The organism is Streptomyces sp. ISL-10, assembly GCF_018614575.1.
Taxonomy (GTDB): domain Bacteria; phylum Actinomycetota; class Actinomycetes; order Streptomycetales; family Streptomycetaceae; genus Streptomyces.
In genome coordinates this window covers 328,937-352,431 of the sequence record NZ_JAGGOJ010000011.1, presented here as the reverse complement: position 1 = coordinate 352,431, position 23,495 = coordinate 328,937, and the positions used below count along the sequence as shown (strand labels likewise).

General features: G+C 72.9%; 17 protein-coding genes. 12 read left to right on the top strand and 5 right to left on the bottom strand.

What is annotated here, in order from left to right; genetic code table 11:
* Positions 1 to 588 precede the first annotated feature (588 nt).
* Both glnII and J7E88_RS14240 read left to right on the top strand, forming a co-directional pair.
* Positions 589 to 1,620, top strand: a complete 1,032-nt coding sequence (gene glnII / locus J7E88_RS14245; RefSeq protein ID WP_215180796.1) for a glutamine synthetase — start codon at positions 589 to 591, stop codon at positions 1,618 to 1,620.
* Between the two features lie 514 nt (positions 1,621 to 2,134).
* Positions 2,135 to 2,719: a winged helix-turn-helix domain-containing protein gene (locus tag J7E88_RS14240; protein WP_215180794.1), complete on the top strand. Its 585-nt coding sequence runs from the start codon at positions 2,135 to 2,137 to the stop codon at positions 2,717 to 2,719.
* Positions 2,720 to 2,923: 204 nt separating this feature from the next.
* On the opposite strand, the gene J7E88_RS14235 is transcribed toward J7E88_RS14240, so the two are convergent.
* Together J7E88_RS14235 and J7E88_RS14230 are read right to left on the bottom strand one after the other, a co-directional pair.
* Complete coding sequence (locus tag J7E88_RS14235) at positions 2,924 to 4,351, bottom strand: PepSY domain-containing protein (RefSeq protein WP_215180792.1); 1,428 nt, start codon at positions 4,349 to 4,351, stop codon at positions 2,924 to 2,926.
* 48 nt (positions 4,352 to 4,399) lie between these two features.
* Positions 4,400 to 5,041 carry a hypothetical protein gene (locus tag J7E88_RS14230; protein ID WP_215180790.1) on the bottom strand — a complete coding sequence of 214 codons (642 nt, stop codon included), beginning with the start codon at positions 5,039 to 5,041 and terminating at the stop codon, positions 4,400 to 4,402.
* A 131-nt stretch (positions 5,042 to 5,172) separates the two neighbouring features.
* Here J7E88_RS14230 and J7E88_RS14225 point away from each other — a divergent pair, with 131 nt between their 5' ends.
* The 3 genes from J7E88_RS14225 (at position 5,173) to J7E88_RS14215 (ending at position 8,209) form a co-directional block, all read left to right on the top strand.
* Entirely contained in the window at positions 5,173 to 6,180 is a 1,008-nt protein-coding gene (locus J7E88_RS14225; RefSeq protein ID WP_215180788.1) for an NAD-dependent epimerase/dehydratase family protein, read from the top strand.
* Positions 6,181 to 6,311: 131 nt separating this feature from the next.
* Complete coding sequence (locus J7E88_RS14220; protein ID WP_215180786.1) at positions 6,312 to 7,577, top strand: sensor domain-containing protein; 1,266 nt, start codon at positions 6,312 to 6,314, stop codon at positions 7,575 to 7,577.
* Entirely contained in the window at positions 7,562 to 8,209 is a 648-nt protein-coding gene (locus tag J7E88_RS14215) for a response regulator transcription factor (RefSeq protein ID WP_215180784.1), read from the top strand. The genes J7E88_RS14220 and J7E88_RS14215 overlap by 16 nt, the downstream gene beginning before the upstream one ends.
* 90 nt (positions 8,210 to 8,299) lie before the next feature.
* Here J7E88_RS14215 and J7E88_RS14210 read toward each other — a convergent pair whose 3' ends face one another.
* The gene (locus J7E88_RS14210) at positions 8,300 to 8,833 is read right to left on the bottom strand and encodes a GNAT family N-acetyltransferase (RefSeq protein ID WP_215180782.1); all 534 of its coding nucleotides are present in this window, start codon (positions 8,831 to 8,833) and stop codon (positions 8,300 to 8,302) included.
* A 204-nt stretch (positions 8,834 to 9,037) separates the two neighbouring features.
* On the opposite strand from J7E88_RS14210, the gene J7E88_RS14205 reads away from it, so the two are divergent.
* Complete coding sequence (locus tag J7E88_RS14205; RefSeq protein ID WP_215180779.1) at positions 9,038 to 10,609, top strand: DUF1996 domain-containing protein; 1,572 nt, start codon at positions 9,038 to 9,040, stop codon at positions 10,607 to 10,609.
* A gap of 143 nt (positions 10,610 to 10,752) precedes the next feature.
* Here J7E88_RS14205 and J7E88_RS14200 read toward each other — a convergent pair whose 3' ends face one another.
* Positions 10,753 to 11,271, bottom strand: a complete 519-nt coding sequence (locus tag J7E88_RS14200; protein ID WP_215180777.1) for a hypothetical protein — start codon at positions 11,269 to 11,271, stop codon at positions 10,753 to 10,755.
* Positions 11,272 to 11,373: 102 nt separating this feature from the next.
* Here J7E88_RS14200 and J7E88_RS14195 point away from each other — a divergent pair, with 102 nt between their 5' ends.
* The 6 genes from J7E88_RS14195 to J7E88_RS14170 all read left to right on the top strand — a co-directional run bounded on the left by J7E88_RS14195 (position 11,374) and on the right by J7E88_RS14170 (position 20,192).
* Complete coding sequence (locus J7E88_RS14195) at positions 11,374 to 14,532, top strand: alpha-N-acetylglucosaminidase TIM-barrel domain-containing protein (RefSeq protein ID WP_215180776.1); 3,159 nt, start codon at positions 11,374 to 11,376, stop codon at positions 14,530 to 14,532.
* A gap of 25 nt (positions 14,533 to 14,557) precedes the next feature.
* On the top strand, positions 14,558 to 15,358 hold the full coding sequence (locus J7E88_RS14190) for a tyrosine-protein phosphatase (protein WP_215180774.1): 801 nt from the start codon (positions 14,558 to 14,560) through the stop codon (positions 15,356 to 15,358).
* A gap of 267 nt (positions 15,359 to 15,625) precedes the next feature.
* Complete coding sequence (locus tag J7E88_RS14185; protein WP_215180772.1) at positions 15,626 to 17,587, top strand: hypothetical protein; 1,962 nt, start codon at positions 15,626 to 15,628, stop codon at positions 17,585 to 17,587.
* Positions 17,588 to 17,787: 200 nt separating this feature from the next.
* On the top strand, positions 17,788 to 18,525 hold the full coding sequence (locus J7E88_RS14180; RefSeq protein WP_215180770.1) for a TetR/AcrR family transcriptional regulator: 738 nt from the start codon (positions 17,788 to 17,790) through the stop codon (positions 18,523 to 18,525).
* A gap of 126 nt (positions 18,526 to 18,651) precedes the next feature.
* Positions 18,652 to 19,167, top strand: coding sequence for a GNAT family N-acetyltransferase (locus J7E88_RS14175; protein ID WP_215180768.1), 516 nt, complete (start codon positions 18,652 to 18,654; stop codon positions 19,165 to 19,167).
* A gap of 131 nt (positions 19,168 to 19,298) precedes the next feature.
* Entirely contained in the window at positions 19,299 to 20,192 is an 894-nt protein-coding gene (locus J7E88_RS14170; RefSeq protein ID WP_215180766.1) for a phosphatase PAP2 family protein, read from the top strand.
* Positions 20,193 to 20,226: 34 nt separating this feature from the next.
* Here J7E88_RS14170 and J7E88_RS14165 read toward each other — a convergent pair whose 3' ends face one another.
* Complete coding sequence (locus J7E88_RS14165; RefSeq protein ID WP_215180764.1) at positions 20,227 to 23,220, bottom strand: bifunctional [glutamine synthetase] adenylyltransferase/[glutamine synthetase]-adenylyl-L-tyrosine phosphorylase; 2,994 nt, start codon at positions 23,218 to 23,220, stop codon at positions 20,227 to 20,229.
* Between the last annotated feature and the right edge of the window lie 275 nt (positions 23,221 to 23,495).

The following is a 23,495-nucleotide window of genomic DNA, read 5'->3' as shown; positions in this document are numbered from 1 at the left end:
CATGCGGCGCCACCGTGAACCGCGCCCCGCTGCGGCGCATCTGACCCCTGTATACGACGCGAGAACAACAGCTCCGCGGCGTACGGGGCCCCGGCTGAGCACCCACGACGACGCCCCGGAGCGGACGTCCGTGCGCGTCCGCCACCGGGTGGCCGAGCGGGACCGCGCCAAGGGGTCGGAGGGGTGATCACGCATCCCGGATCACGCATCCCACATCCCGGATCCCGGATGGATCACGGATCACGGATCACGGATCACGGATGACAGGGGATGTGTCGCGTATCTCAAGACGTCCGGGGCGTCGGAGGCGCAGATCCGCCGCGGGCATCCGCTGAACCTGCTCCACGACCACGAACGGCACCCAAAAGGGCCGGGAAAGCGCTGGGCACGGCCTGGCCGTATCAGGGATTCGCGGGCTCCGGGGCGCTGCTGAACGAGCACGCGGCAGCCCGCCGCGCTCGCTCGACACGCCGGGGAAGACCTCGGATGTTTCGTGCGTAACGTGGGGTTCACAAGCGGGCAACGGCCGGGAAATCGCGCATTGCCAAGCTGCGCGGCATACCGCTGCACCCGCAAAGGATGAGGCCCGTGACCTTCAAGGCTGAGTACATCTGGATCGACGGCACCGAGCCGACCGCCAAGCTTCGCTCGAAGACCAAGATCCTGCCCGGCTCCTCGGCGGACCTCGCCGAGCTCCCCATATGGGGCTTCGACGGGTCCAGCACCAACCAGGCCGAGGGTCACGCCTCCGACCGCGTGCTCAAGCCCGTCTTCACCTGCCCGGACCCGATCCGCGGCGGCGACGACGTCCTCGTCCTGTGCGAGGTCCTCAACACGGACATGACCCCGCACGAGTCCAACACGCGTGCGGCCCTGGCCGAGGTCGAGGAGAAGTTCGCCGCGCAGGAGCCGATCTTCGGCATCGAGCAGGAGTACACCTTCTTCAAGGGCTCCCGTCCGCTCGGCTTCCCCGAGGGCGGCTTCCCCGCCGCGCAGGGCGGCTACTACTGCGGTGTCGGCTCGGACGAGATCTTCGGCCGTGACGTGGTCGAGGCGCACCTGGAGAACTGCCTCGCGGCGGGCCTCGGCATCTCCGGCATCAACGCCGAGGTCATGCCCGGCCAGTGGGAGTTCCAGGTCGGTCCGCTCGCGCCGCTGGAGGTCTCCGACCAGCTGTGGGTGGCCCGCTGGCTGCTCTACCGCACCGCCGAGGACTTCGACGTCTCCGCCACCCTGGACCCGAAGCCGGTCAAGGGCGACTGGAACGGCGCGGGCGCGCACACCAACTTCTCGACCAAGGCGATGCGCGAGGGCTACGACGCGATCATCACCGCATGCGAGTCGCTGGGCGAGGGCTCGAAGCCGATGGACCACGTCAAGAACTACGGCGCGGGCATCGACGACCGTCTGACCGGCCTGCACGAGACCGCCCCGTGGAACGAGTACAGCTACGGCGTCTCCGACCGCGGCGCCTCGGTCCGCATCCCGTGGCAGGTCGAGAAGGACGCCAAGGGCTACATCGAGGACCGCCGCCCGAACGCCAACGTCGACCCGTACACGGTGACCCGCCTGCTGGTGGACACCTGCTGCTCGGCGCTGGAGAAGGCCGGCCAGGTCTGAGCCGCTGAACCGACCGAAGGGGCGTCCGCCGACGAGGCGGACGCCCCTTCGTCATGCGTCCACCCCTTCATCGTGCGTGCGCCCTTCGCCGTAGGGTCGCTCGCCTGCTGGGGGATCGGCGACTCGACTCCGCGGCGCTGCGAGCACGTCGCCGCGCCGGGCGATCATCGTCACTCCTCTCCTCTGGCGCGAAAGGCTCCCCGGGGAGGTGGCCTGAACGGTGCGGATGCGGGGAAGGGCACGTATCAACGGGCGGGAGGGGCCTGCTGAGGTCGTGGCAGGTCTGCTTCAATGGGCCACATGACCGGCTTCCAGAACACCACGACGGGTCGCGACGACCTCCAGCCGTTCTGGCCTTCCCGGCAGCACCACGACTTCGACCGGGTGTGTTGCCGCGCGGTGAACGCGCAGGCCCTCTAAAGCCGCTCTCCCCGGCCTTCGGCCAGCGCGCACGACGTACGTCCGTCCTCACGACGCATCGACGACTTCCTCCGCGTGAAAGAGCTGATCTCTCATGGCGAACAGCCGTTCCTTCTCCACCGCTTCCGCTGTCGCGTCCCCCGTCCCGCAGGCCGCCCGTGCCACGGCCGACCGGACGGCACCCTCGGCCCGCCACCACCGGCTGCGTGCCGTCGACCAGGACGAGGTCGTGGACGTGGCGGACCTCCTGCCGCCGGGCGCCACCTGGCTGCCCGCGCCGCCGCACACCCTGCCCACGCTGCCGGGCCGGCCCCCGATGGTCGGCTACCTCGTCCTCGTACCGGCCGATCAGCAGCCGCCCGTCGCGGCGGCCGCCGCGCAGGAGCGGCCCGCCGGCGCGGGCCCGGTGGCGGTCGACACGGTGCGCCGCACTGCCCGGGTGGACGGGCGGGAACTGGACCTGACGTACCTGGAGTTCGAGTTGCTGGCGCATCTCGTGGCGCACCCGCACCGGGTGCACACGCGCGATCAGCTGGTGACCACCGTCTGGGGCTACGGTCACGTCGGCGACGGCCGGACCGTGGACGTCCATGTCGCCCGGCTGCGCCGCAAGCTGGGTGCCGAGCACCGCCGCACGATCGAGACCGTGCGGCGGGTCGGCTACAAGTACGCGCCCTGACCCAGCGCGCACGTCCGGGTCAGGGCCCGGGTCAGGGTCAGGGTCAGGGTCAGGGCCGGGGTCAGAGCTCGGGGCCGGGCCGGGGTCAGAGCTCGGGCCCGGGTCAGAGCTCGGGCCCGAGTTCCGGGCCTCAGACGCAGGCCCGGATCCGGGTCCCGATCCGGCTCCGGTCCGGGTCCTCGGCGACGGCCCGGGCTCCCGGTCCTAGGCGCGGGCCCGGGCGCGGGCCTTCGAGACTGCGCCCAGCGCGATGTCGATCGCGAGGAACACCAGCAGGCTGATGCCGAGCATCGGCACGAACCAGCCGACGAGCGCCGTCACGACGGCGAGCGGCAGCAGCGCCGTCAGCGGTGCCTTGCGCCAGGCGCCGCGGGGCACGGGGCGGCCCGCCGACAGCGTGCGTTCCTTCGTGGGCCTGCGCTGCCACCACATGCGGTACCCCCACACGATCAGCAGGATCAGGGCGACCATGAGCGCGGCGAGCGCGAGCTGGTTGACCAGGCCGAACAGGACGCCCATGTGGCCGTCGATGCCGTACCGGGTCAGCTTGGCGAGCAACGGGTAGTCGTCGAAGCGGAGTCGGTCGATGACGCTGCCGTCGGCCGGATCGACGGCGACCGAGTCGAGGTGGACCGGGTACTGGGTGTCGGTCTCCTTGACGACGTATCCGTCGCCGTCGGCCGGCAGGATCACGGAGATCCGGCCGTCGACGCCGTAGCCGCGGGCCGCCGCCACGGCGTTGTCGATGCCGACGTCCGCGCCCGCGTGGCCGGCGGCGGGGCCGCCGCCATGACCCTCGTGCCCTTCATGACCGCCGCCGCTGCCGCCGCCCGGCGCGAGTGCGGCCGAGACGACGGGGGTTGATCCGCCGAGCTGGGACTGCACCGCGTCGATGTTCTCGCCCGCGTAGCGGGACCAGGTCAGCCCCGTGGCCGACAGCAGGACGAGACCGGTGACGGCCCACAGGCCGACGGCGCCGTGCCGGGACAGCGTCCTGCGGCGGCCCGTGGTGCCGCGCTCGGGCAGGAAGAGATCGCGCTTGGTGCGGCGTCGGCGTCCGAACCACAGCACCAGTCCGCCCAGTGCGACGACCCACAGCCAGCTGGCGGCCAGCTCGCTGTAGTGCCGGCCGAGTTCGCCCAGCCGCAGATCGGCGTGGAACTCGGAGAGCCACGCGCGCAGCGGGAGTGCGCCCGAGCTGCCGTACGAGGCGAGTTCGCCGCGTACGGCCGCGGTGTAGGGGTCGACGAAGACCGCCAGGGACGTGCCGTCCTCCACCGTGGGCGAGGTCATCAGGACGCGGGTGGTCGCGCCGTCCTCGTACGACGGCCACACCGCGGTCACCGTGCCTTCGGGGTGGGCGGCGCGGGCGGCGTCGACCTGGGCCGACAGCGGGACGGAACGTGCGCCGACGGGTACGCGCAGTTCATCGCGGTAGAGGAACGTCTCCGCCTGGAACGACAGCGAGTAGAGCAGGCCGCTGACGGCGGCGAGGAGGAGGAGCGGGGCGATCAGCAGGCCCGCGTAGAAGTGGAGACGGAGCAGGAGCGGGCGCAGCGCGCCTCGCGCTTCGGGAGCGGTGCTCGTGCCGGATTCGGGTGCGGTGCCCTTGCTGGGGGCGTCTACGGACATGGTGGTCCCTGGGAGTCGGTGGTGACATGGGGGAAACGGGCCCCCAGGTCAGACAGCGGCTCCAGGGGCGGTGGCGCGGGGAACGGCGCACGCGGGCGGGCCGCGGCGGATCACGGTGTGCGCGAGGACGAGGACGCCGGGGCGGCGTACGCCGGACGCCTCGGCGGCGGGCCGGGCCGCGGGGCGCGGCGCGGGCAGCGGTACAACGGCCAGCAGCAGCCGCAGCGGTGTGAACGCGAAGGCAAGCGCGGCGCGCGCGTACCGGAAGAAGGCGGCCTCGCCGTGAGCCAGCCACAGGGCGCAGCCGGCGGTGGCGAGCAGGTGGACTGCGAGCATGCCGGTGTCGAAGGTCTCGACGGCGGTCTGCGCGGTGTCGTACTGCCCGTGCCACGCGTGGTGATGCGGTGTCGGTGTCGGTGCTGATGTCGACGGAGTGCGGCCCGCCCCGGAGAACAGCAGATGCAGTGCTCCCTGGACGGCGAGCAGCCCGGCGCCTATCGAGCAGGCGCCGCGGCGGCGGCCGGCCGCGCACCAGCCGGCGACGGCCGTCACGCCGAGCGCGGCGAACAGCCCGGAAGCAGGCACATCGTGCGCGGACTGGGACAAATGCCCTATGGCTGCCAGGATGACGGCCACCGCCGCGAACAGTGCGGCCCGTAAGGCGCGCATCGGCGACCGGGCATTCGTCATCGTCGGCTCATGCTGCCATTCCCGGACCGGGGGCGGGAGAGTGACCTCCGGTACGGACCCGTTTCCGCCGGCGTTCTTCCAGCAGCAGAATCCCTGTGCCCGCCGGGGGCGGCCGGGGCAGAGTCGTGGTCATGAGACTTCTGGTGCTGGGCGGAACGGAGTTCGTGGGGCGCGCGGTCGTGATGGCGGCGCTCGCGCGGGGATGGCAGGTCACGGTCTTCCACCGCGGCAGGCATGCGGCGCCGGAGGGGGTGGTCGACCTCATCGGCGACCGGCTGGCCCCCGGCGGCCTCGCCGCGCTGGCCGACGGCGCGTGGGACGTGGTCGTCGACACCTGGTCGGCCGCGCCGTCGGCCGTGCGGGTCACGGCGCGGCTGCTGGCGGGCCGGGTGGATCGCTGTGTCCACGTGTCGAGTTGTTCGGTGTACGCGTGGCCGCCGGCGGCCGGGTACGACGAGAGCGCGCCGCTGGTCGAGGGATCCCCGGACGCGGGTGAGGTGCCGTACGCGCAGGCCAAGCGGGGCGGTGAGCTGGCCGTCCTCGACGCGTTCGGTGCCGCGCGCTCGCTGCTGGTCCGGTCGGGGCTGATCCTCGGCCCCTGGGAGAACGTCGGCCGCCTGCCGTGGTGGCTGGAGCGGATCGCGCGCGGCGGCGACGTCGTCGCGCCGGGGCCGCGAGACACACCGCTGCAGTACATCGACGTCCGCGACCTGGCCGAGTGGACGCTCGACGCGGTGGAAGCAGGCCTGGCGGGCCCGTACAACGTGGTGAGCGAGCCCGGCCACACGACGATCGGCGAGCTGCTGGACGCGTGCGTGGCGGCGACCGGGTCGGCGGCGCGGCTGCGGTGGACACCGGCGGACGTGGTGCTGTCGGCGGGTGCCGAGCCGTGGTCCCACCTCCCGGTGTGGGTCCCGGCGGCCGAACGCCCCGAGATGCACGCTGCGTTGCACGGAGTGGGTGTGTCCCGGGCGCTGGCGGCGGGCCTCACGTGCCGACCGGTGCGGGAGACGGTGCGGGACACGTGGTCGTGGCTGCGGTCGCTCGACGGCCCGGCTCCCCAGCGCCCGGACCGGCCGGAGGTCGGGCTCCCGCCCGCGCTGGAGACGGCGCTGCTGGGCGGGCGGCCGGAGGCGTAGCCGGTGAACGGGGTGCGGCCGGGCAAAGAGGTGTAGCCAGGTGCACCCCCGGTCCGGGGGCCAGGACCAGTGCGGGCGCCGTTCATCCCCCGCGACACTGGTGCCCGAGACCGGGAACAAGGGGGCACGAAATGATCAAGAAGGTACGTGACGCTGTCAGGGCCGGGGCGCAGGGAATGGCACTCGCGCTGACGGCGCTGATCGGTTCGGTCCTGCTCTTCTCCCTGACACTCGTGTCGATAGTCCTCGTCGCCATCGGCGTGGGCGTGTTCACCACTCCCCCGCTGCTCACCCTCGTACGCGCCCACGCCAACCGCCGCAGGCTGCTTGCGGCACAGTGGTCGGGGGTGCGAATCCCCGTCCGCTACCGCCCCCTGCCCCGTCATCCGCGCAAGGGGATCACGGGCATGGTGGAGCGCTGCTCGCTGATGCTGAGGGATCCGGCGACGTGGCGCGACATCCAGTGGCTGGCCACCGACATGACCGCGGGGGCGGTCGTGGCGCTGCTCGCCCCGTGCCTGATCCTGGAGGGCGTCTTCGGCCTGCTGCTCGCGGCCGGCCTGTGGAAGCCGATCGTCTTGGCGGACGGCGCCTACTGGTACACGTTCCTGCGCGTCGACAGCGCCGACACCGCCGGGCCCGCCGCGCTGCTCGGCCTCGCGTGGCTGGTCGTCGCGCTGCATGTGAACCCCCTTCTGGTACGTGCCCACTTCCGTGTCGCCGGGGCCGTCCTCATGCCCGGCCGGCAGGAGGAACTGGAACATCGGATCGACCGGCTGACCGAGACCCGGCACGACGCGCTCGACTCGTCGGCCGCCGAACTGCGCCGTATCGAGCGCGATCTGCACGACGGGGCACAGGCGCGGCTGGTGGCGGTGGGCATGAGCCTGGGCACCGTCGAGGCACTGATCGAGAAGGACCCGGCGCGGGCAAAGGAGCTGATCGCCAAGGCGCGTGAGTCGTCCGCGGAAGCGCTGACGGAACTGCGGGACCTGGTGCGCGGCATCCATCCGCCGGTGCTGGCCGAACGCGGCCTGGGCGACGCGGTGAAGGCGCTGGCACTGCGGCTGCCGGTGCCGACCGAGGTGGATGTGGAGCTGCCGGGCCGCGCGGATGCGCCGGTCGAGTCGGCGGCGTACTTCGCGGTGAGCGAGTCCCTGACGAACGCGGTCAAGCACTCGGGCGCGGACCGGGTCTGGGTCGACATGAGTTACGCGGAGGGTGCGCTGCGCGTCTCGGTCACGGACAACGGCAGGGGCGGTGCGGCGATCGGCTCGGGTTCGGGCCTGAGCGGGGTCGAACGGCGGCTCGGTACATTCGACGGAGTCCTGGCCGTCAGCAGCCCCGCGGGCGGCCCCACCATGGTCACCATGGAGATCCCTTGCGCATTGTCCTAGCGGAGGACCTGTTCCTGCTGCGCGACGGTCTGGTCCGGATGCTCGAGGCGTTCGACTGCGAGATCCTGGCGGCCGTGGAGAGCGGGCCCGAACTGAGCGAGGCGCTTGCCGAGCTGGAGCCGGACGTGGCCGTCGTCGACGTCCGGCTCCCGCCGTCGCACACCGACGAGGGGCTGCAGTGCGCACTGGCGGCCCGGCGCGCGCGCCCCGGCCTCCCGGTGCTGGTGCTGTCGCAGCATGTGGAGCAGTTGTACGCGCGCGAGCTGCTGGCGGACGGGCACGGCGGCGTCGGCTACCTGCTGAAGGACCGGGTTTTCGACGCGGCGCAGTTCGTCGACGCGGTCCGCCGGGTGGCGGCCGGCGGCACGGCGATGGACCCGCAGGTCATCTCCCAGCTGCTGACCCGCCGCTCGCGGGACCGGCCGCTGGGCGGTCTGACGCCGCGCGAGCGGGACGTCATGGAACTGATGGCCCAGGGCCGTTCGAACACCGCGATCGCGACGCAGCTCGTGGTGACCGAACGGGCGGTGGCCAAGCACACATCGAACATCTTCGCCAAGCTGGGACTCCCCGTCTCGGACGACGACAACCGCCGGGTGCTGGCGGTGCTGGCGTACCTCGACCGCGGCTGAGACGGCGGGGCGCGGCCCCGGGGTCCGACGACCCGGGGGCCGCCGGCCGGGCCGGGACGATGGGGCCCCTCGTCAGCGGCGCGCTTTGCGTCAGCCGCTGTACTCGGTGAGGTCGATCGCGTGGACCTGCAGCGGATACCCGTACTCCGGGTGAACCGTCTCGCGCTCCGGTGTCATGCCCAGCTTGCGCATCACGTTCTCGGACGCGGTGTTCCCCGCCCGGCAGATGCCGACGACCCGGTCCAGTCCCCGGTCCTGGAGGGCGAACTCCAGGACGGCGTGGGCCGCCTCGGAGGCGTAGCCCTGCCCCCAGAAGGAGCGGCCGAGACGCCAGCTGATCTCGATGTCCGGGAGCACCTCGGGGAGGAAGTCCGGTACGGACAGCCCGGCGAATCCCGCCAGCTCTCCGGAGGCGAGGAGCTCGACGGCGAAGAGGCCGAAACCCTCCTCGTCCCATTCCTCCTCCCAGCGCTCGATGTCCTCCGCCGTCTGCTCCAGGTCGCGCACGGAGCCGTCACCGATCCAGCGCATCACCTCGGGGTCGGCGTTGATCTCCGCCATGGGCGCGAGGTCGTCCTCCGTCCAGCGGCGCAGGAGGAGGCGGGGCGTGAGGATCTCGGTCATGCGCCCATTGTGCCGAATGGACAGGCCCGCCCCGACCGCGTCCGGGTTGAGCCCAAAGCGCCGGTTTGACGCTGGACGTTTCTATGAATCGGCCGTCGCCATGAACACCCCACCGGCCACTCCCGTATGGAAGGGCGCGCTTCTCCCTCTGCCGGGACCCCCCCTTAACCCACACACCCCCCGGCAACGAAGCAGAGGAGTTCCATGGGACGCACATCGAGAAAACGCTCCACGCTGGCCAACAGGGCGATCGCCGCCTCGGCCGCACTGATCCTGGGCGGGGGCGGGCTGCTCGCGGCCAATACCTATGCCTCCGCAGGCGAGGGCTGGTGGCCAGGCGGACGGGACGACGGGCAGCGGAACAGCACCACCCGCGCCGCCGGCGACCAACCGGTGTCCACCGTCGACTGTCCGGACGTCGGCAATTCGCTCCAGGAGGTGCCCGACCAGCAGCGCTTCGCGGTCGACCGCGAACTGGCCACACTGGACAACCAGATCACCACGGCCTATCAGCGGTTCGCCGACAGCAAGGAGCGGGTGCAGGCGGACCGCTCCTTCGCCGAGAACCAGATTCTGGCTCCGCTGCGCAATGAACGCCTGGTGACCATCCAGCGGATCGTCGCACTGATCGACCGCTCGGCCGAACGGCCGCAGGGACTGGAGCAGATGGCTCCCTGCACCCTGCGCGACGACGGCAACAACGACGGCAACGACAACGACGACGGCCAGAACGACGGCGGGGACCAGAACGGAGGCGATCAGAACGGCGACGGCCAGAACCAGGACGGCGACCAGAACCAGGACGACGGCCAGAACGACGACAACGGCAACGACGGCGACAACCAGGGCGGCAACGCCGGCCAGGCCGGCAACGGCCCCGAGGCGGGCGACTTCGTCGAGATCCAGAACGTCCAGCCGAACGTCCAGCAGCCGCCCAACCGCAACGGTTCCTCCCAGGGCACGTTCACCACGGACTGCGGTGTGAACGCCAACGGCCTGTTCAACCCGGACAACGTCATCGTCGCCCCGGGCGTGAGCAATGGCGCCCACCATATGCACGACTACGTCGGCAACCAGGCCAACGACGCCTTCGCCAGCGACGACGACCTGGCAGCCGGTGACACCACGTGCCGCAACCAGGGCGACAAGTCGACGTACTTCTGGCCGGTGCTGCGCCTGCAGAACGGGCAGCAGGAGAACGACGCCAATGCGGACGGCGGCGGCAACGACCAGAACGTCGGTGAGATCCAGACACCGTCACAGGTCACGATGACGTTCGTCGGCAGCCCGGTCAGCAAGGTGACGGCGATGCCGAGGTTCCTGCGCATCATCACCGGTGATGCGAAGGCGTTCGTCAACGGCGACGCCAATGCCAACGCCTCGTGGAGCTGCACCGGATTCGAGGACCGTCAGCTGAAGGACAAGTACCCGATCTGCCCCGAGGGCAGCCAGGTCGTGCGTTCCTTCAAGTTCCAGAGCTGCTGGGACGGCCAGAACATCGACAGCGCGAACCACCGCACCCATGTGGCCTTCGCGGACGAGGACGGCAACTGCCCCAACGGCTTCCAGGCGATTCCGCAGCTGGTGCAGCGCATCGTCTACGACGTGCCGCCCCCGGTGTTCGACGGGGACAACCCCTCGGTGTTCGCCGTGGACTCGTTCCCCGAGCAGCTGCACAAGCCGGTGACCGACCACGGTGACTTCATCAACGTCTTCGACGAGAACCTCATGGAGGAGGTGGTGGACTGCATCAACGACGGGCGCAAGTGCCAGTGACCCGCCGAACGACGTAAGGCCGGGTCTGCCTGGAGTGTTCCAGGCAGACCCGGCCTCGCCGTGTGCGGACGTCCTCGTGCAGCGGCCTTTCCGGGCCGGCCCGGTGGTCCGGACCGGCCCGTCCGGGGCCGATGTCGCGGGCCTCAGCCCCCGTGGTGACCTGTGTGCCCCTCCTCGCTCCCGCCGGTGCCCTCACCGCCCGTACCATCGCCGCTGGTGCCGCCGGTGTGCGAGCCGTGCTGCTCGCCCTTCTCCACCGTGCCGCCGAGCCGGTCGCGCAGCGCCGTCACCACCTTCTCGTCCCCGACGGCGACCCATTTGCGGCCGACCAGATAGGTGCCGCCGTAGTCGTTCGCCGCGTTGATCCATTCGCGTTGGCCGCGGTCGGTGGCGAAGGTCGCCAGCACGTACCGGCCGTCGGCCGTCTTGCAGTTGGCCTGCCGCAGTTCCTCCGCATCCGTCTGGATGTTCGGTTCGCACGCGGCCCGGCGTGCGATTTCCTCCAGGCTGCCGGTCGCCGCTTGGGACGCCTTCGCTTCCCCGTCGGGGCCGACACGCCCGTCGTCGCCTCCCGATGAGCAGGCGGCGGCCAGGAGGAGGAGCACAACTGCCGTTCCTGTACGGGCCGCCCGCCGCGTGCCGCTGTTCGTCGTTGTCCGCATCCGGCCATGGTGCACTCCCGCCCCCTCTTCGTGCGGACGAACCGCGAGTAACGTGCGCTGCGCACGCACCTGTTGTCGCTGGAGCAACATGGAGGAGCGCTGATGGACGAGCTGTCGAGACGTACGCTGCTGGGCGCGGCAGGAGCGGTCGGGGCAGGCGCGGTGCTCGCCGCGCACACCCCGGCCGCCGCGGTCACGGGCTCCGCGGCACTCCCCGCCGCCCGCACGGAGCAGCAGCCCGCCGCGGTCGGCGCCCAGGCCGATTCCCCGGCCGATTCCCCGGTCGACGCCGCGCTCGCGGCGCTGCGGCGGCTGCTGCCACCCGAGCACGCCGGGCAGTTCCGGCTGCGGATGCTGGGCGGCGCCGAGCGGTTCCGCGTCACCGGCTCCACGGGCCGTATCGAGGTCGCCGGCACCAGTGCGGCCGTGCTGCTGACCGGGGTCCACTGGTACCTCAAATACGTCTGCCGGGCGCACATCTCGTGGTCCGGCTCCCAGCTCGACCTGCCCCGCCGCCTGCCCGCGCCCCGCGCACCGCTGGAACGTGCTGCGACCGTCGCCCACCGGTTCGCGTACAACGACACCCACGACGGCTACACCGCCCCCTACGCCGACTGGCCGCGCTGGGAGCGGTTGCTGGATGTGCTCGCCCTGCACGGATGCAACGAGGTGCTGGTGACACCGGGCCAGGAGGCGGTGTACCACCGGCTGCTGAGGGACTTCGGCTACTCCGACACCGAGGCGCGCACCTGGCTGCCCGCGCCCTCGCACCAGCCGTGGTGGCTGCTGCAGAACATGAGCGAGTACGGCGGCCCGATGTCCACCGCTCTCATCGAGCGCCGCACCGACCTGGGCCGCAGGATCGCCGACCGGATGCGGGAGCTGGGCATGCGCCCGGTGCTGCCCGGCTACTTCGGTACCGTCCCCGACGGTTTCGCCGCCCGCAACCCGGGGGATGCGCGGGTGATCCCGCAGGGCACCTGGAACGGTCTTCGCCGCCCCGACTGGCTCGACCCGCGCACCCGGGCCTTCGCCGAAGTCGCCGCCGCCTTCTACCGGCACCAGGCGGAACTGTTCGGCGAGGTGGACCACTTCAAGATGGACCTGCTGCACGAGGGCGGCACGGCGGGCGACGTACCGGTGCCGGACGCCGCCCGCGCCGTGGAGCGGGCGCTGCGCACGGCCCGGCCGGACGCGACATGGGTGATCCTCGGCTGGCAGGCCAATCCCCGCCCGGCGCTGCTGGACGCCATCGACACCGACCGGGTACTGATCGTCGACGGCCTGTCCGATCTGGACACGGTCACCGACCGGGAGAGCGAGTGGGGCGGCGCGCCGTACGCCTTCGGCACGATCCCCAACTTCGGCGGCCGTACGACGCTCGGCGCGAACACCGACCGGTGGACGGAGAAGTTCACCGCCTGGCGCGACAAGCCGGGCAGCGCGCTGGCGGGCACCGCGTACATGCCGGAGGCGGCCGAGCGGGACCCGGCGGCGCTGGAGCTGTTCAGCGAACTGGCCTGGCGCGAGGAGAAGATCGACCGGGAGGCGTGGTTCGCCGAGTACGCTCACATCCGCTACGGCGGCGACGACCGCTCCGCACGCGAGGCGTTCGCCGCGCTGGCCGCGACCGCGTACCGGCTCACCAGCACCGACGGCCGGCCCCACGACTCGCTATTCTGCCGCCGCCCGAGTCTCACCTCCTCGATCGGCACGGCCTTCGACCCGGCGGGCTTCGACCGGGCGTTCGCCGCGCTGCTGGACGTACGGCCGCGGCTGCGGGACTCGGACGCCTACCGCCACGATCTGACGGATCTGGCGCGGCAGGCCCTCGCCAATCGCTCGCGCATCCTCCAGCTGCCACTGCGGGCCGCTCACCGGGACAAGGACGCCGACGCCTTCCGCGCGATCGCCGCACTGTGGGTGAGGCTGATGCGGCTGAGCGACACGATGGCGGGCTGTCACCGCTCTTTCCTGCTCGGGCCCTGGCTGGAGGATGCCAAGCGGCTCGCCACGAGCCCCGAGGAGGCGGTGGAGCTCGAGCGCACGGCCCGCTCGCTGATCACCACCTGGGCGGACCGGGCGGCCGCCGACCAGCTCAGCAACTACGCCAACCGGGACTGGCAGGGGCTGATCAACGATGTCCATGTGCCGCAGTGGGAGGCGTATCTGACCGAGCAGGCCGACGCGATGGCGGAGGGCAGGGCGCCGAAGCCGTTCGACTGGTATCCGGCGGAGGAGGCGTGGACGAAGGACCGGCGCGCTTATCCGGTGCGGCCGACGGGCGACGCGTACCGCACGGCCCGCCGGGTGTACGACACCCTGGCCCGCGCGCCGTACCAGGGGTTCGTCTCGGTGCGGGTGGAGCCGGCGGCGTTCACCCCGGGCAGCACGGGCACGGTCACGGCCTCGTTCCGCAACCTCAACGGGCTGCGGGCGACGGGTCGCGTGGACCTGGAGCTGACCGGCCTCGACGCCGAGCCGCAGGGTGCGGCCCAGCTTCCGGGTGTCCCGGCGGGCGGCAGCGGCGAGGTGGCGTGGCGGGTGACGGCCCCGGACGAGCCCCTGACGGAGCCGCTGGTGCCGATGCCGTACGTGCTGACGACACGCTACGGACCGGAGGGCGAGGAGCGGGTGGCGGTCACCCAGCGCAGCAGTGTGCACCTGGCATCGCCGCTGGACCCCCAGTGGCGCACGTTCACGTCCAACGTGGCCGTGTTCGGGCAGCTCGGCGACCGGCTGGCGATCAACGGCGCGGGCAACGACCTGTGGCGGGGCACCACGCAGTTCGGCGCCGCGTACCGCGAGGGCGCGCTGGGCGAGGGCGGCAGTGTGCTGCTGCGGGTGGTCACCCAGGAGAACACCGGCAGTTGGGCGCGGGCCGGCATCGTGGTGCGCAACGCGCTCGCGAAGCCGGGTGACGCGGGATTCCTGAACCTGGCCGTGACTCCGGGGCAGGGTGTCGTGATGTCGTACGACACAGGCGGCGACGGCACCCTCGACACCTACCGGCGCATCACGGGCATCAAGGCGCCGGTGCTGCTGCGGCTGACGAAGCACGCGGGTGCGGCGTTCACCGGCGCCTGTTCCACGGACGGCGGGGCGACCTGGCGGACGGTGGCCAAGGTCACCGTGGCGGGGGCGGCGGCCCGGCAGGACACCGGGTTCTTCATGAGCGCGGCGAACGGCGGCAGCGGCGCGCGGGGCACGGTGCGGTTCAGCGGCTGGTCGCTCACCGGAGGTGTCGCGCCCGCCGGCTGACGTCCCCGGCGCATACATTCCGCTCATGAACGCGATCCCGTCCACCACTGTCGCCAGCCTCCGTGATCTCGGGGGCATCCCGCTCGACGGCGGCGGCACGGTGCGCAGCGGTGTGCTGCTGCGTTCGGGGCAGTTGCACCGGCTGGACCCGGCGGCGGATCCGGCGGTCGCTGCGCTCGGTGTGCGCACGGTGGTCGACTTCCGCACCCGGTCCGAGCGCGACGCCCGCCCGGACCGGGTGCCGCCGGGCGGGCGGCTGCTGCTCGCCGATGTACTCGCGGACCAGGTCGCCTCCGGCCGGATGCCGGCGGCGGCCCGGCTGCGTCAGCTGCTGGCCGATCCGGCCGTCGCCGAGCAGGAGCTGGGCGGTGGCCGGGTGCTGTCGATGTTCGAGTCGATCTACCGCTCGTTCGTGACGACGGACTCGGCGCGGGCGTCCTACGGCGCGTTCCTGAACGAGCTGGCGGAGCCCGCCGCGATGCCGCTGCTGTTCCACTGCACGGCGGGCAAGGACCGTACGGGCTGGGCGGCGACGATCGTGCTCACCGTGCTGGGAGCGTCGCCGGAGGCGGTGCGGGCGGAGTACCTGTCGGTCAACGCGGCGGTGCGGGAGGCGTTCGCGCCGATGGTGGAGGGGTTCACCCTCCAGGGCGGGCGCCCCGAGACGGCACTGGGGATCATCGGTGTGGCGCCGGAGTACCTGGCGGCGGCGCTGGACGAGGTCGACGCGCGGTACGGGTCGATGGAGAGGTACGTGACCGACGGCCTGGGCGTGGCGCCCGCAACGCTGGGACGCCTCCGCGAGCACCTCGTCACGACGGCGTGACCGGCGGGGCGGCGTGACCGGCGGGCGGGGGCGCACCCGCACCGCCGCTGCGTGACCGGCCGCTGGGGACCGGCGGGGCAGGGCGCACCCGCACCGCCGCTCGGTGACCGGCCGCTCGGTGACCGACTGGGCGGGGCGCACGTGCACGGCCACCTCGTCACGACGCCGTGACCGACCGGGCAGGGCGCACCCGCACCGCCGCTCGGTGACCGGCCGCTCGGGACCGCTGCTGGGTGACCATAGGACGATTCGCTCGTTCTGCTGAACGTGCGCCCACAGGATGCCGACACCGACACAGCCCCGTCCACCGCCTCGCGCCCGGCCGTTGACGCCGGCGTCGGGGTCGAGCAGGTGGAGGCCGCGCTCGTCGAGCACTATCCGCGGCTCGTCCGGATCGCCTATCTGGTGCTGCCGCCGACGCTCGGCCGCAACCGCCGTGTCCTGACGGCGCACGCGCTCGTGCAGCGCTCGCTGCCGCGCGGCCGCGGGGCCGTCACCGGCTCCCCCGCGGTGCCCCGCGCCCGCCCGGAGGGGGCAGCCGACCCCGGCTATGTGTTCGTCCGGGACCGGGTGCTGCGCCAGGCTCTGGACGCGGGACTGCCGCTGCGGCGTGCGGCCCGGCCGCGGCGGGCCCAGTTTCCGCCGCTGCTGCCGCACATCTGGGGCCTTCGGGTCTTCCCCCGGTCCGGCGGTGCGGACGAACTCGCCCTGGACCAGCGGTTGTCCGCGCTGAGCGGGCCCGCCCGCGCGGCCTATGTGCTGCGCGGTCTCGAAGGGCTCACGGACGCGCAGGTGCGCGACGTCCTCGCCGCCACGGGTGCGGCGGACCCCGGCGCGGCGCTCGCGGACGCGGATGCGGTGCCCGGCGGGAGGCAGGCCGCGGCGCTGCTCGGTTCGCCGGAGTTCGACCCGTGTTCGCTCCAGGTGCGCCCCACGGATCTGATACGCCGCCGCCGGCACGCGAGAGCGGCTCTTGTCGCCGTCGCCGCGCTCGCGGTGTGCGGGGCGCTGCTGGGGCGCGCGGGCAACGGGTGGGGGGCGGACGTCCCGGCGGCTCCTTCCTACACCCGCAACGCGGCGGCCGAGGCGGCGCTGGAGCCGGGCAGGCTGACGCAGGTCGCACCCGGTGCCTGGCAGCAGTCCACCCGGCGGGACTTCTCGGTGTGGCCCGCGCGCGGCGCACTGGTGGAGGACCGCGGACTGCTGGGGCGGGCGCTGGCGGTGTGGGCGCGGCCCGGCGGGAACATCCAGGTCTCGGCGACGCCGGGCACTCCGTCCGGCCCGCCGATGGGGCCGCCGCAGCTGCTGTTCGCGGGCGAGGTGGGCAAGGCGCGGGTCGTGCTGCTGTACGACGGGCTGCGGGTGGTGCGGTACGCCGAGCCGCGGGACGGCTCCGCCGGTGCGGCGCTGGACTTCGCGCGGACGGACGGCGCGGACGCCGTCTCCGCGGCGGCGCTCGTCGCGGGCCGCGCGGACGGCCGGGTCCGCTATCTCACGGCGCCGTGGGTGCGGGAGGTGTCCGTACGGGACCTGCTGGCGCCCGCGGCCCGGCCGCGCCCGCTGGGGCGGGACGCCGACGGGCTGACGGCCGCGCTGTCCAGTCCGGCGCAGGCGTCCGCGTGCCGTGCGTGGCACACGCTTCAGATCGGCGAGGGCGGCGGGGCCCGGCTGCTGACCGACCTCGGTGAACTGACGCCCGCGCGGCTCACCTTCGGTCCACCGACCGCCCCGAAGGACGCCACGGGCCCCGCCGCCCGCGCCGTCTGGGCGCATTCGGCCTGTTCCCTGTCCGGAGTGCGCTCGCACGGTGTGCGCGGCGTCAACGCCTGGGAGTACGCGCGGCAGAAGCTGCCGGAGGCCAACGGCACGGCCGCCTGGCTGTGCACGCGCGCCGAGACCTGGCGGGGGGCCGGCGGCCGGGTGATGGTCCAGTTCCACGCGCCGGCCGTGCGTCCCGAGGCGCCGGGCACCGTGGTGGCGCGGGCGGAGGACTCACCGTCGTGCGGTGTGCGCGAGCCCCGGGTGCTGTCCGGTGTGCTGTGGAAGTCGCAGGCGGGGCAGTGGTACGTACTGGCGGCCGGCAGCGGGCAGTTCGTCTCGCTCACCGTCTCGGGCGAGATGGCCGGCGAGGGCGCCGGCCCGGTGCTGGCGGTGCGGGCGCGCGAGGGTGCGCGGGCGGAGCTGAACGGGCGCCTCACGGACGGGACCAGGGTCCGGGCCCTGCGCTGAGCGAGGACCGGACGGCGGGAAACCCGCCCTCAAGCCGGCAGCGCCCCGCACGACCGTGGCCGGGCCGTGCGGATCCCAGCCCACGGCTGATGTCGGAGAAAATCCGGGATGCGATCGCTTTCCCGCGAACAGGGGAGCGGAGCACAGCGCAGGACGGGAGGCGGGGAAGCGCGCCGCGGGCCGGTCTGTAGGGTGGCCGCATGACGACCGGGGTGCGGCGCAGGATGGGCGTGGAGGAGCGCAGGCAGCAGCTGATCGGTGTGGCGCTGGAGCTGTTCAGCCACCGCTCCCCCGACGACGTCTCCATCGACGAGATCGCGGCGGCAGCGGGCATCTCACGACCGCTCGTCTACCACTACTTCCCCGGCAAACAGAGCCTGTACGAGGCGGCGTTGCGCCGGGCTGCCGACGAGCTGGCCGGGCGGTTCGAGGAGCCGCACGACGGTCCGCTCGGCACACGTCTGCTGCGTGTGATGGGCCGCTTCTTCGACTTCGTCGACGAACACGGCCCGGGTTTCTCGGCGTTGATGCGCGGGGGGCCTGCCGTCGGCTCCTCCACGACCAACGCCATGATCGACGAGGTGCGGCAGGCCGCGTTCGACCAGATCCTCGCGCACCTGGGGATCACGACGCCGTCGGCGCGGCTCGAACTGGTCGTACGCTCCTGGGTCTCGCTCGCCGAGTCGACGGCGCTGCTGTGGCTGGACGGGCGCAGCATCCCGCGCTCCGAGCTGGAACTCCAGCTCGTGCACGACTTCGCGGCGCTGGCCGCGGTGAGCGCGGCGTACGACGAGGAGATGGCGGGGATCGTGGTGGCCATGCTCGCGGACGAGCCGGCCGACGGCCCGTTCGGCGATCTCGTCGGCCGCCTGGTGGCCCTCGCGCCCGCCGTGACGCAGGTGCCCCGCCAGCGCCCCCCTCACCCGGGCCGTGACTGAGCGGGCAGGAGCCGTTGACAGCTGCGCCGGCGAGGGGCTTCTGCGGAGCGGGGCAGGTCACCCGGGTCGGCACGCTCCCGGTGACCCCCGGTTCGGCCGGGGACGGCCGCCGGTCACTATGAGGACATGATCACCGACTCCGCCTTCCACCTCGCGACGCCTTCGGACGTCGACGCCCTGGTCACGCTGTACGACGGTGCCGCGCACTGGATGCTGCGCCGGGGCATCGATCAGTGGCGGCCCGGCGGCAAGGACGCTCGGCACTTCCGCCGCAGGATCACCGAGGGCGAGGTGTGGCTGCTGCGGACCGGGGGCCGCCCGGCCGGCGCGTACGAACTGTGGTGGGACGACGAGGAGGCGTGGGGTGCACAGCCCCCGGCGGCCGGCTATGTGCACCGCCTGATGACCGACCGGTCCGCTCCCCCCGGTACGGGCCGGAAGCTGCTCGCCCACGCGGAGGCGCGGATCGCGGTGGCCGGACGGGACTCAGCCCGGCTGGACTGCCTGAGCAGCAACCCCCGGCTGCGGACGTACTACGAGGGCGCGGGGTACGCCGTGGTCGGCGAGCAGCCCGCGAAGACGGCGGCGGACGGCAGCCGCTACGGCGTGCTGCTGCTGGAGAAGCGCCTGCGGACCGCCTGAACCACGCGCCCTCTGAGGCATCCCCCGAGGCGCCCTTCACGGACCCCTCGTCCCTCAGGAGCAGCGCATGCAGCATGAACCTGTCCGGGGGATGATCAGGGTGGGCCGTGTATCTGGCAGACTCTCGTCCCATGGGTGAAGCGACCGTGAAGACTCTGGACAGCCGGACGGCGACCCCGTCACCCATAGTGGACGACGAGGCCGCCACAGAAAGTGCCCGACCCGCCGCGGATGTCCGGCGCGCTCCCCGGTCGCCCCGCCGCCCCCGCATCTGGTTCGAGATCCTGCTGATCGCGGTGAGTTACTGGACGTACTCCCTCATCCGCAACGCGGTACCGGAGCAGCGGACCCAGGCCCTGCGCAACGCGGACTGGATCTGGGAGGCCGAGCAGACCCTCGGCATAGCGGTGGAGGAGTCGGTCAACCATGCCGTGAACTCGGTGACATGGCTGATCGTGTCGATGAACTACTACTACGCGACGCTGCACTTCGTCGTGACCATCGGTGTGCTGGTGTGGCTGTACCGCGGACATCCCGGCCGGTACGCCGCCGCCCGCCTCGTCCTCTTCGCCACCACCGGCGTGGCCCTGGTCGGTTACTACCTGTATCCGCTCGCGCCGCCCCGGTTGATGAACGGACAGCATTTCATCGACACCGTGCTCGTCCACGAGACCTGGGGATCGATGGCCTCGGGCAATTTCAAGAACATGTCGAACCAGTACGCAGCCATGCCCTCGATGCACATCGGCTGGTCGCTGTGGAGCGGCATGATCATCTGCGCGCTCGCGACGGCGCCCTGGGCGAAGATCCTCGGTGCGCTGTACCCGACCCTGACGCTGGTCGTCATCGTGGCGACGGCGAACCACTTCTGGCTGGACGCCGTGGGCGGCATGATCTGCCTGGGGTTCGGCTACGGCGTCTCGTACGCGTGGTACCGGGCGCTGCCGCACCAGCTGCCCCGGCTGGTGCCGGAGGACCCGAACCGGATCCAGCGCTTCCGCCGCCTGTTGCCGACGCGCGTCTAGCCGGAGACCACGCCCGCCGGACCGGCCCCGGTTTCTAGGAGCCGGAACCGTAGAACAGCTTCTCCACCACGCCCCGCGCCCGCCGGGTCACCCTGCGGTAGCCGTCGAGCATGTCGCCGACGTGCCCGGGCCCGTAGCCGAGGTAGCGGCCCACCGCCGCCAGCTCCCGGCTGTCGGAGGGGAAGGTGTCCCCCGCCCTGCCGCGTACGACCATCACGCCGTTGCGCACCCGCGTCGCCAGCACCCACGCCTCGTCCAGCGTCGCCGCGTCCTCGGCGGAGATCAGGCCGGCCTCCCGGGCCGCCGCGAGGGCCTCACGGGTGCGGGTGGTGCGCAGGCCCGGTTCGGCCCGGCCGTGGCGCATCTGGAGCAGCTGGACCGTCCACTCGACATCGCTGAGCCCACCACGGCCCAGCTTGGCGTGGAGTGTCGGGTCGGCGCCGCGCGGCAGGCGTTCGGACTCCATGCGCGCCTTGAGCCGGCGGATCTCCCGTACGGCGTCCTCGCCCAGGCCCTTCTCCGGGTACCGCAGCGGGTCGGCGAGCGCCACGAACCGGGCGCCCAGCTCGGCGTCACCGGCCATGGGCCGCGCACGGAGCAGCGCCTGGCTCTCCCACACCAGCGCCCAGCGGCGGTAGTACGCCTCGTAGGAGGCGAGCGTGCGCACCATGGGCCCGCTCTTGCCCTCCGGACGCAGATCGGCGTCGATCAACAGGGGCGGGTCGGCGGTCGGCAGTTGCAGCAGCCGCCGCATCTCCTCTACGACCGCGGTGGCGGCGCGTGCCGCCTCCTGTTCGTCCACGCCGTCGCGCGGCTCGTGCACGAACAGGACGTCGGCGTCGGAGCCGTAGGCCAGTTCGCCGCCGCCGAAGCGGCCCATGCCGATGACCGCGAACCGGGTGGGCAGCGTGTCGCCCCACTGTGCGCGCACGGCAGCCCTGAGCGCGCCCGCGATCGTTGCCGCGGTGAGGTCGGTGACCGCCGTGCCGACCCGGTCGACGATGGCCCCGGGATCGGCCTCGGCGGGGCGGTCCTCGGTGCCGTAGGAGGCGATGAGGTCGGCGGCGGCCGTACGGAACAACTCGCGGCGGCGCACCCCGCGGGCCGCGGCGACGCCGGCCTCGGCGCTGTCCGCGCGCCCGACCGCGGCGAGCACCTCCTGTTCCAGATGGTCGCGCCCGCGCGGCCGCAGCCCCTCCGGGTCGCCGAGGATCGCGACCGCCTCGGGAGCACGCAGCAGCAGGTCGGGGGCGAGCCGGCCGGCGGACAGCACCCGTGCCAGGTTCTCGGCGGCCGCGCCCTCGTCCCGCAGCAGGCGCAGGTACCAGGGCGTCTTGCCGAGCGCGTCGGAGACCTTGCGGAAGCCCAGCAGGCCCGCGTCGGGGTCGGCGGAGTCAGCGAACCAGCCGAGCAGCACCGGCAGCAGCGTGCGCTGGATGGCGGCCTTGCGGGACACCCCCGACGACAGCGCTTCCAAGTGGCGCAGGGCGGCGGCGGGATCGGCGTACCCCAGCGCTTCGAGGCGCTGCCCGGCGGCCTTCGGGCTGAGCCGGATCTCGCCGGGCGCGAGCTGGGCGACGGCGTCCAGCAGCGGCCGGTAGAACAGCTTCTCGTGGAGCCGGCGCACCACCGAGGCGTGCCGCTTCCACTCCCTGTTGAGGGCGGCGACGGGGTCGGTGCGCAGCCCCAGGGAACGCCCGAGGCGGCGCAGGTCGGCCTCCTGCTCGGGCACCAGGTGGGTACGGCGCAGCCGGTACAGCTGGATGCGGTGCTCCATGGCGCGCAGGAAGCGGTAGGCGTCGTCGAGCTGGGCGGCGTCCGCGCGGCCGACGTATCCGCCGGCGGCGAGCGCCTGCAGCGCCTCCAGCGTCTTGCCGCTGTGCAGGGAGGCGTCGCTGCGGCCGTGCACGAGCTGGAGGAGCTGGACGGCGAACTCGACGTCGCGCAGCCCGCCGGGCCCGAGCTTCAACTCGCGCTCTATCTCGGCGCGGGGGATGTTGTCGACGACGCGGCGGCGCATCTTCTGCACGTCGGCGACGAAGTTCTCCCGTTCCGCGGCCTGCCAGACCAGCGGGGAGACGGCGTCGATGTACTCCTCGCCCAGCGACAGGTCCCCGGCGACCGGGCGGGCCTTGAGCAGCGCCTGGAACTCCCAGGTCTTGGCCCAGCGCTGGTAGTAGGCGAGGTGGCTGGACAGGGTGCGCACGAGCGGGCCGTTGCGTCCCTCGGGACGCAGGTTGGCGTCGACGGGCCAGATGGTGCCCTCGACGGTGGCCTCCGAGCAGATACGCATCAGATGCGAGGCGAGCCGGGTGGCGGCCTGGAGGGCCTTGCCCTCGTCGGTGCCGTTCGCCGGTTCGCCGACGAAGATCACATCGACGTCGGAGACGTAGTTCAGCTCGTGACCGCCGCACTTGCCCATGGCGATGACGGCGAGGCGGCAGGCCGCGGCGTCGCCGGGCGCGGCGGCGCGGGCGATGGCGAGGGCGGCGCGCAGGGTCGCGGTTGCGAGGTCGGCGAGTTCGGCGGCGGTCTCGGCGACGTCGATGGTGCCGCACACGTCGCGGGCCGCTATGGCCAGCAGACACCGGCGGTAGGCGACGCGCAGCGACACGGGGTCGCCCGCCTCGGCAAGACAGACCTCGAACTCGGCCACGCCCGGGTGCAGGTCGGCGGACTCATAGGTGAACAGAGCCTGCCAGTCGTGCGGGTGGCGGGCCAGATGGTCGCCGAGCGCCTCGGAGGCACCGAGGACGCCCAGCAGCCGGTCGCGCAGGGGCTTGGCGGTGACGAGGGTGTCCAGGAAGCGGCGGCGTTCGCCGTCCCCGTGCGCCTCCACCAGGCGCACGAGTCCGCGCAGGGCGAGGTCGGGGTCGGCGGTGACGCCGAGCGCGTCGAGCAGCACCGGGTCGGCGCGGACGGGGGCCATGTCGGGGAGCTCGAGCAGCCGCTCGGCGGCGGAGGGATCGGTGAAGCCGTGCCGCAGGAGTCGCGTGAAGGTGCTGCTTCTGCGCCCCGGCGCCGTCATCGCGTCTCTCCCGTCCTCGCCCTGACCAGCGTGCCGGTTCGAGACTAGCCCCCGCCGCCCGGGCAGCACCGGCCGGACCACGCGGATTCCGGGACGGCGCGGGCGGCGGGGCGCCGGGGCGCGCGAGCCGCGCGAGCGGCACGGGCACCGAGATCGACGGGGAGAGCAAGCCGCGCGAGCGGCAGGCGCGGCGCGGATGGCGCGGCCAGCCCAGCGGCGCGAAGGCGGGCAGCGGGGAGAGCGCACGCGGCGCAGGCAGCGCCGGCGGCGCGGAT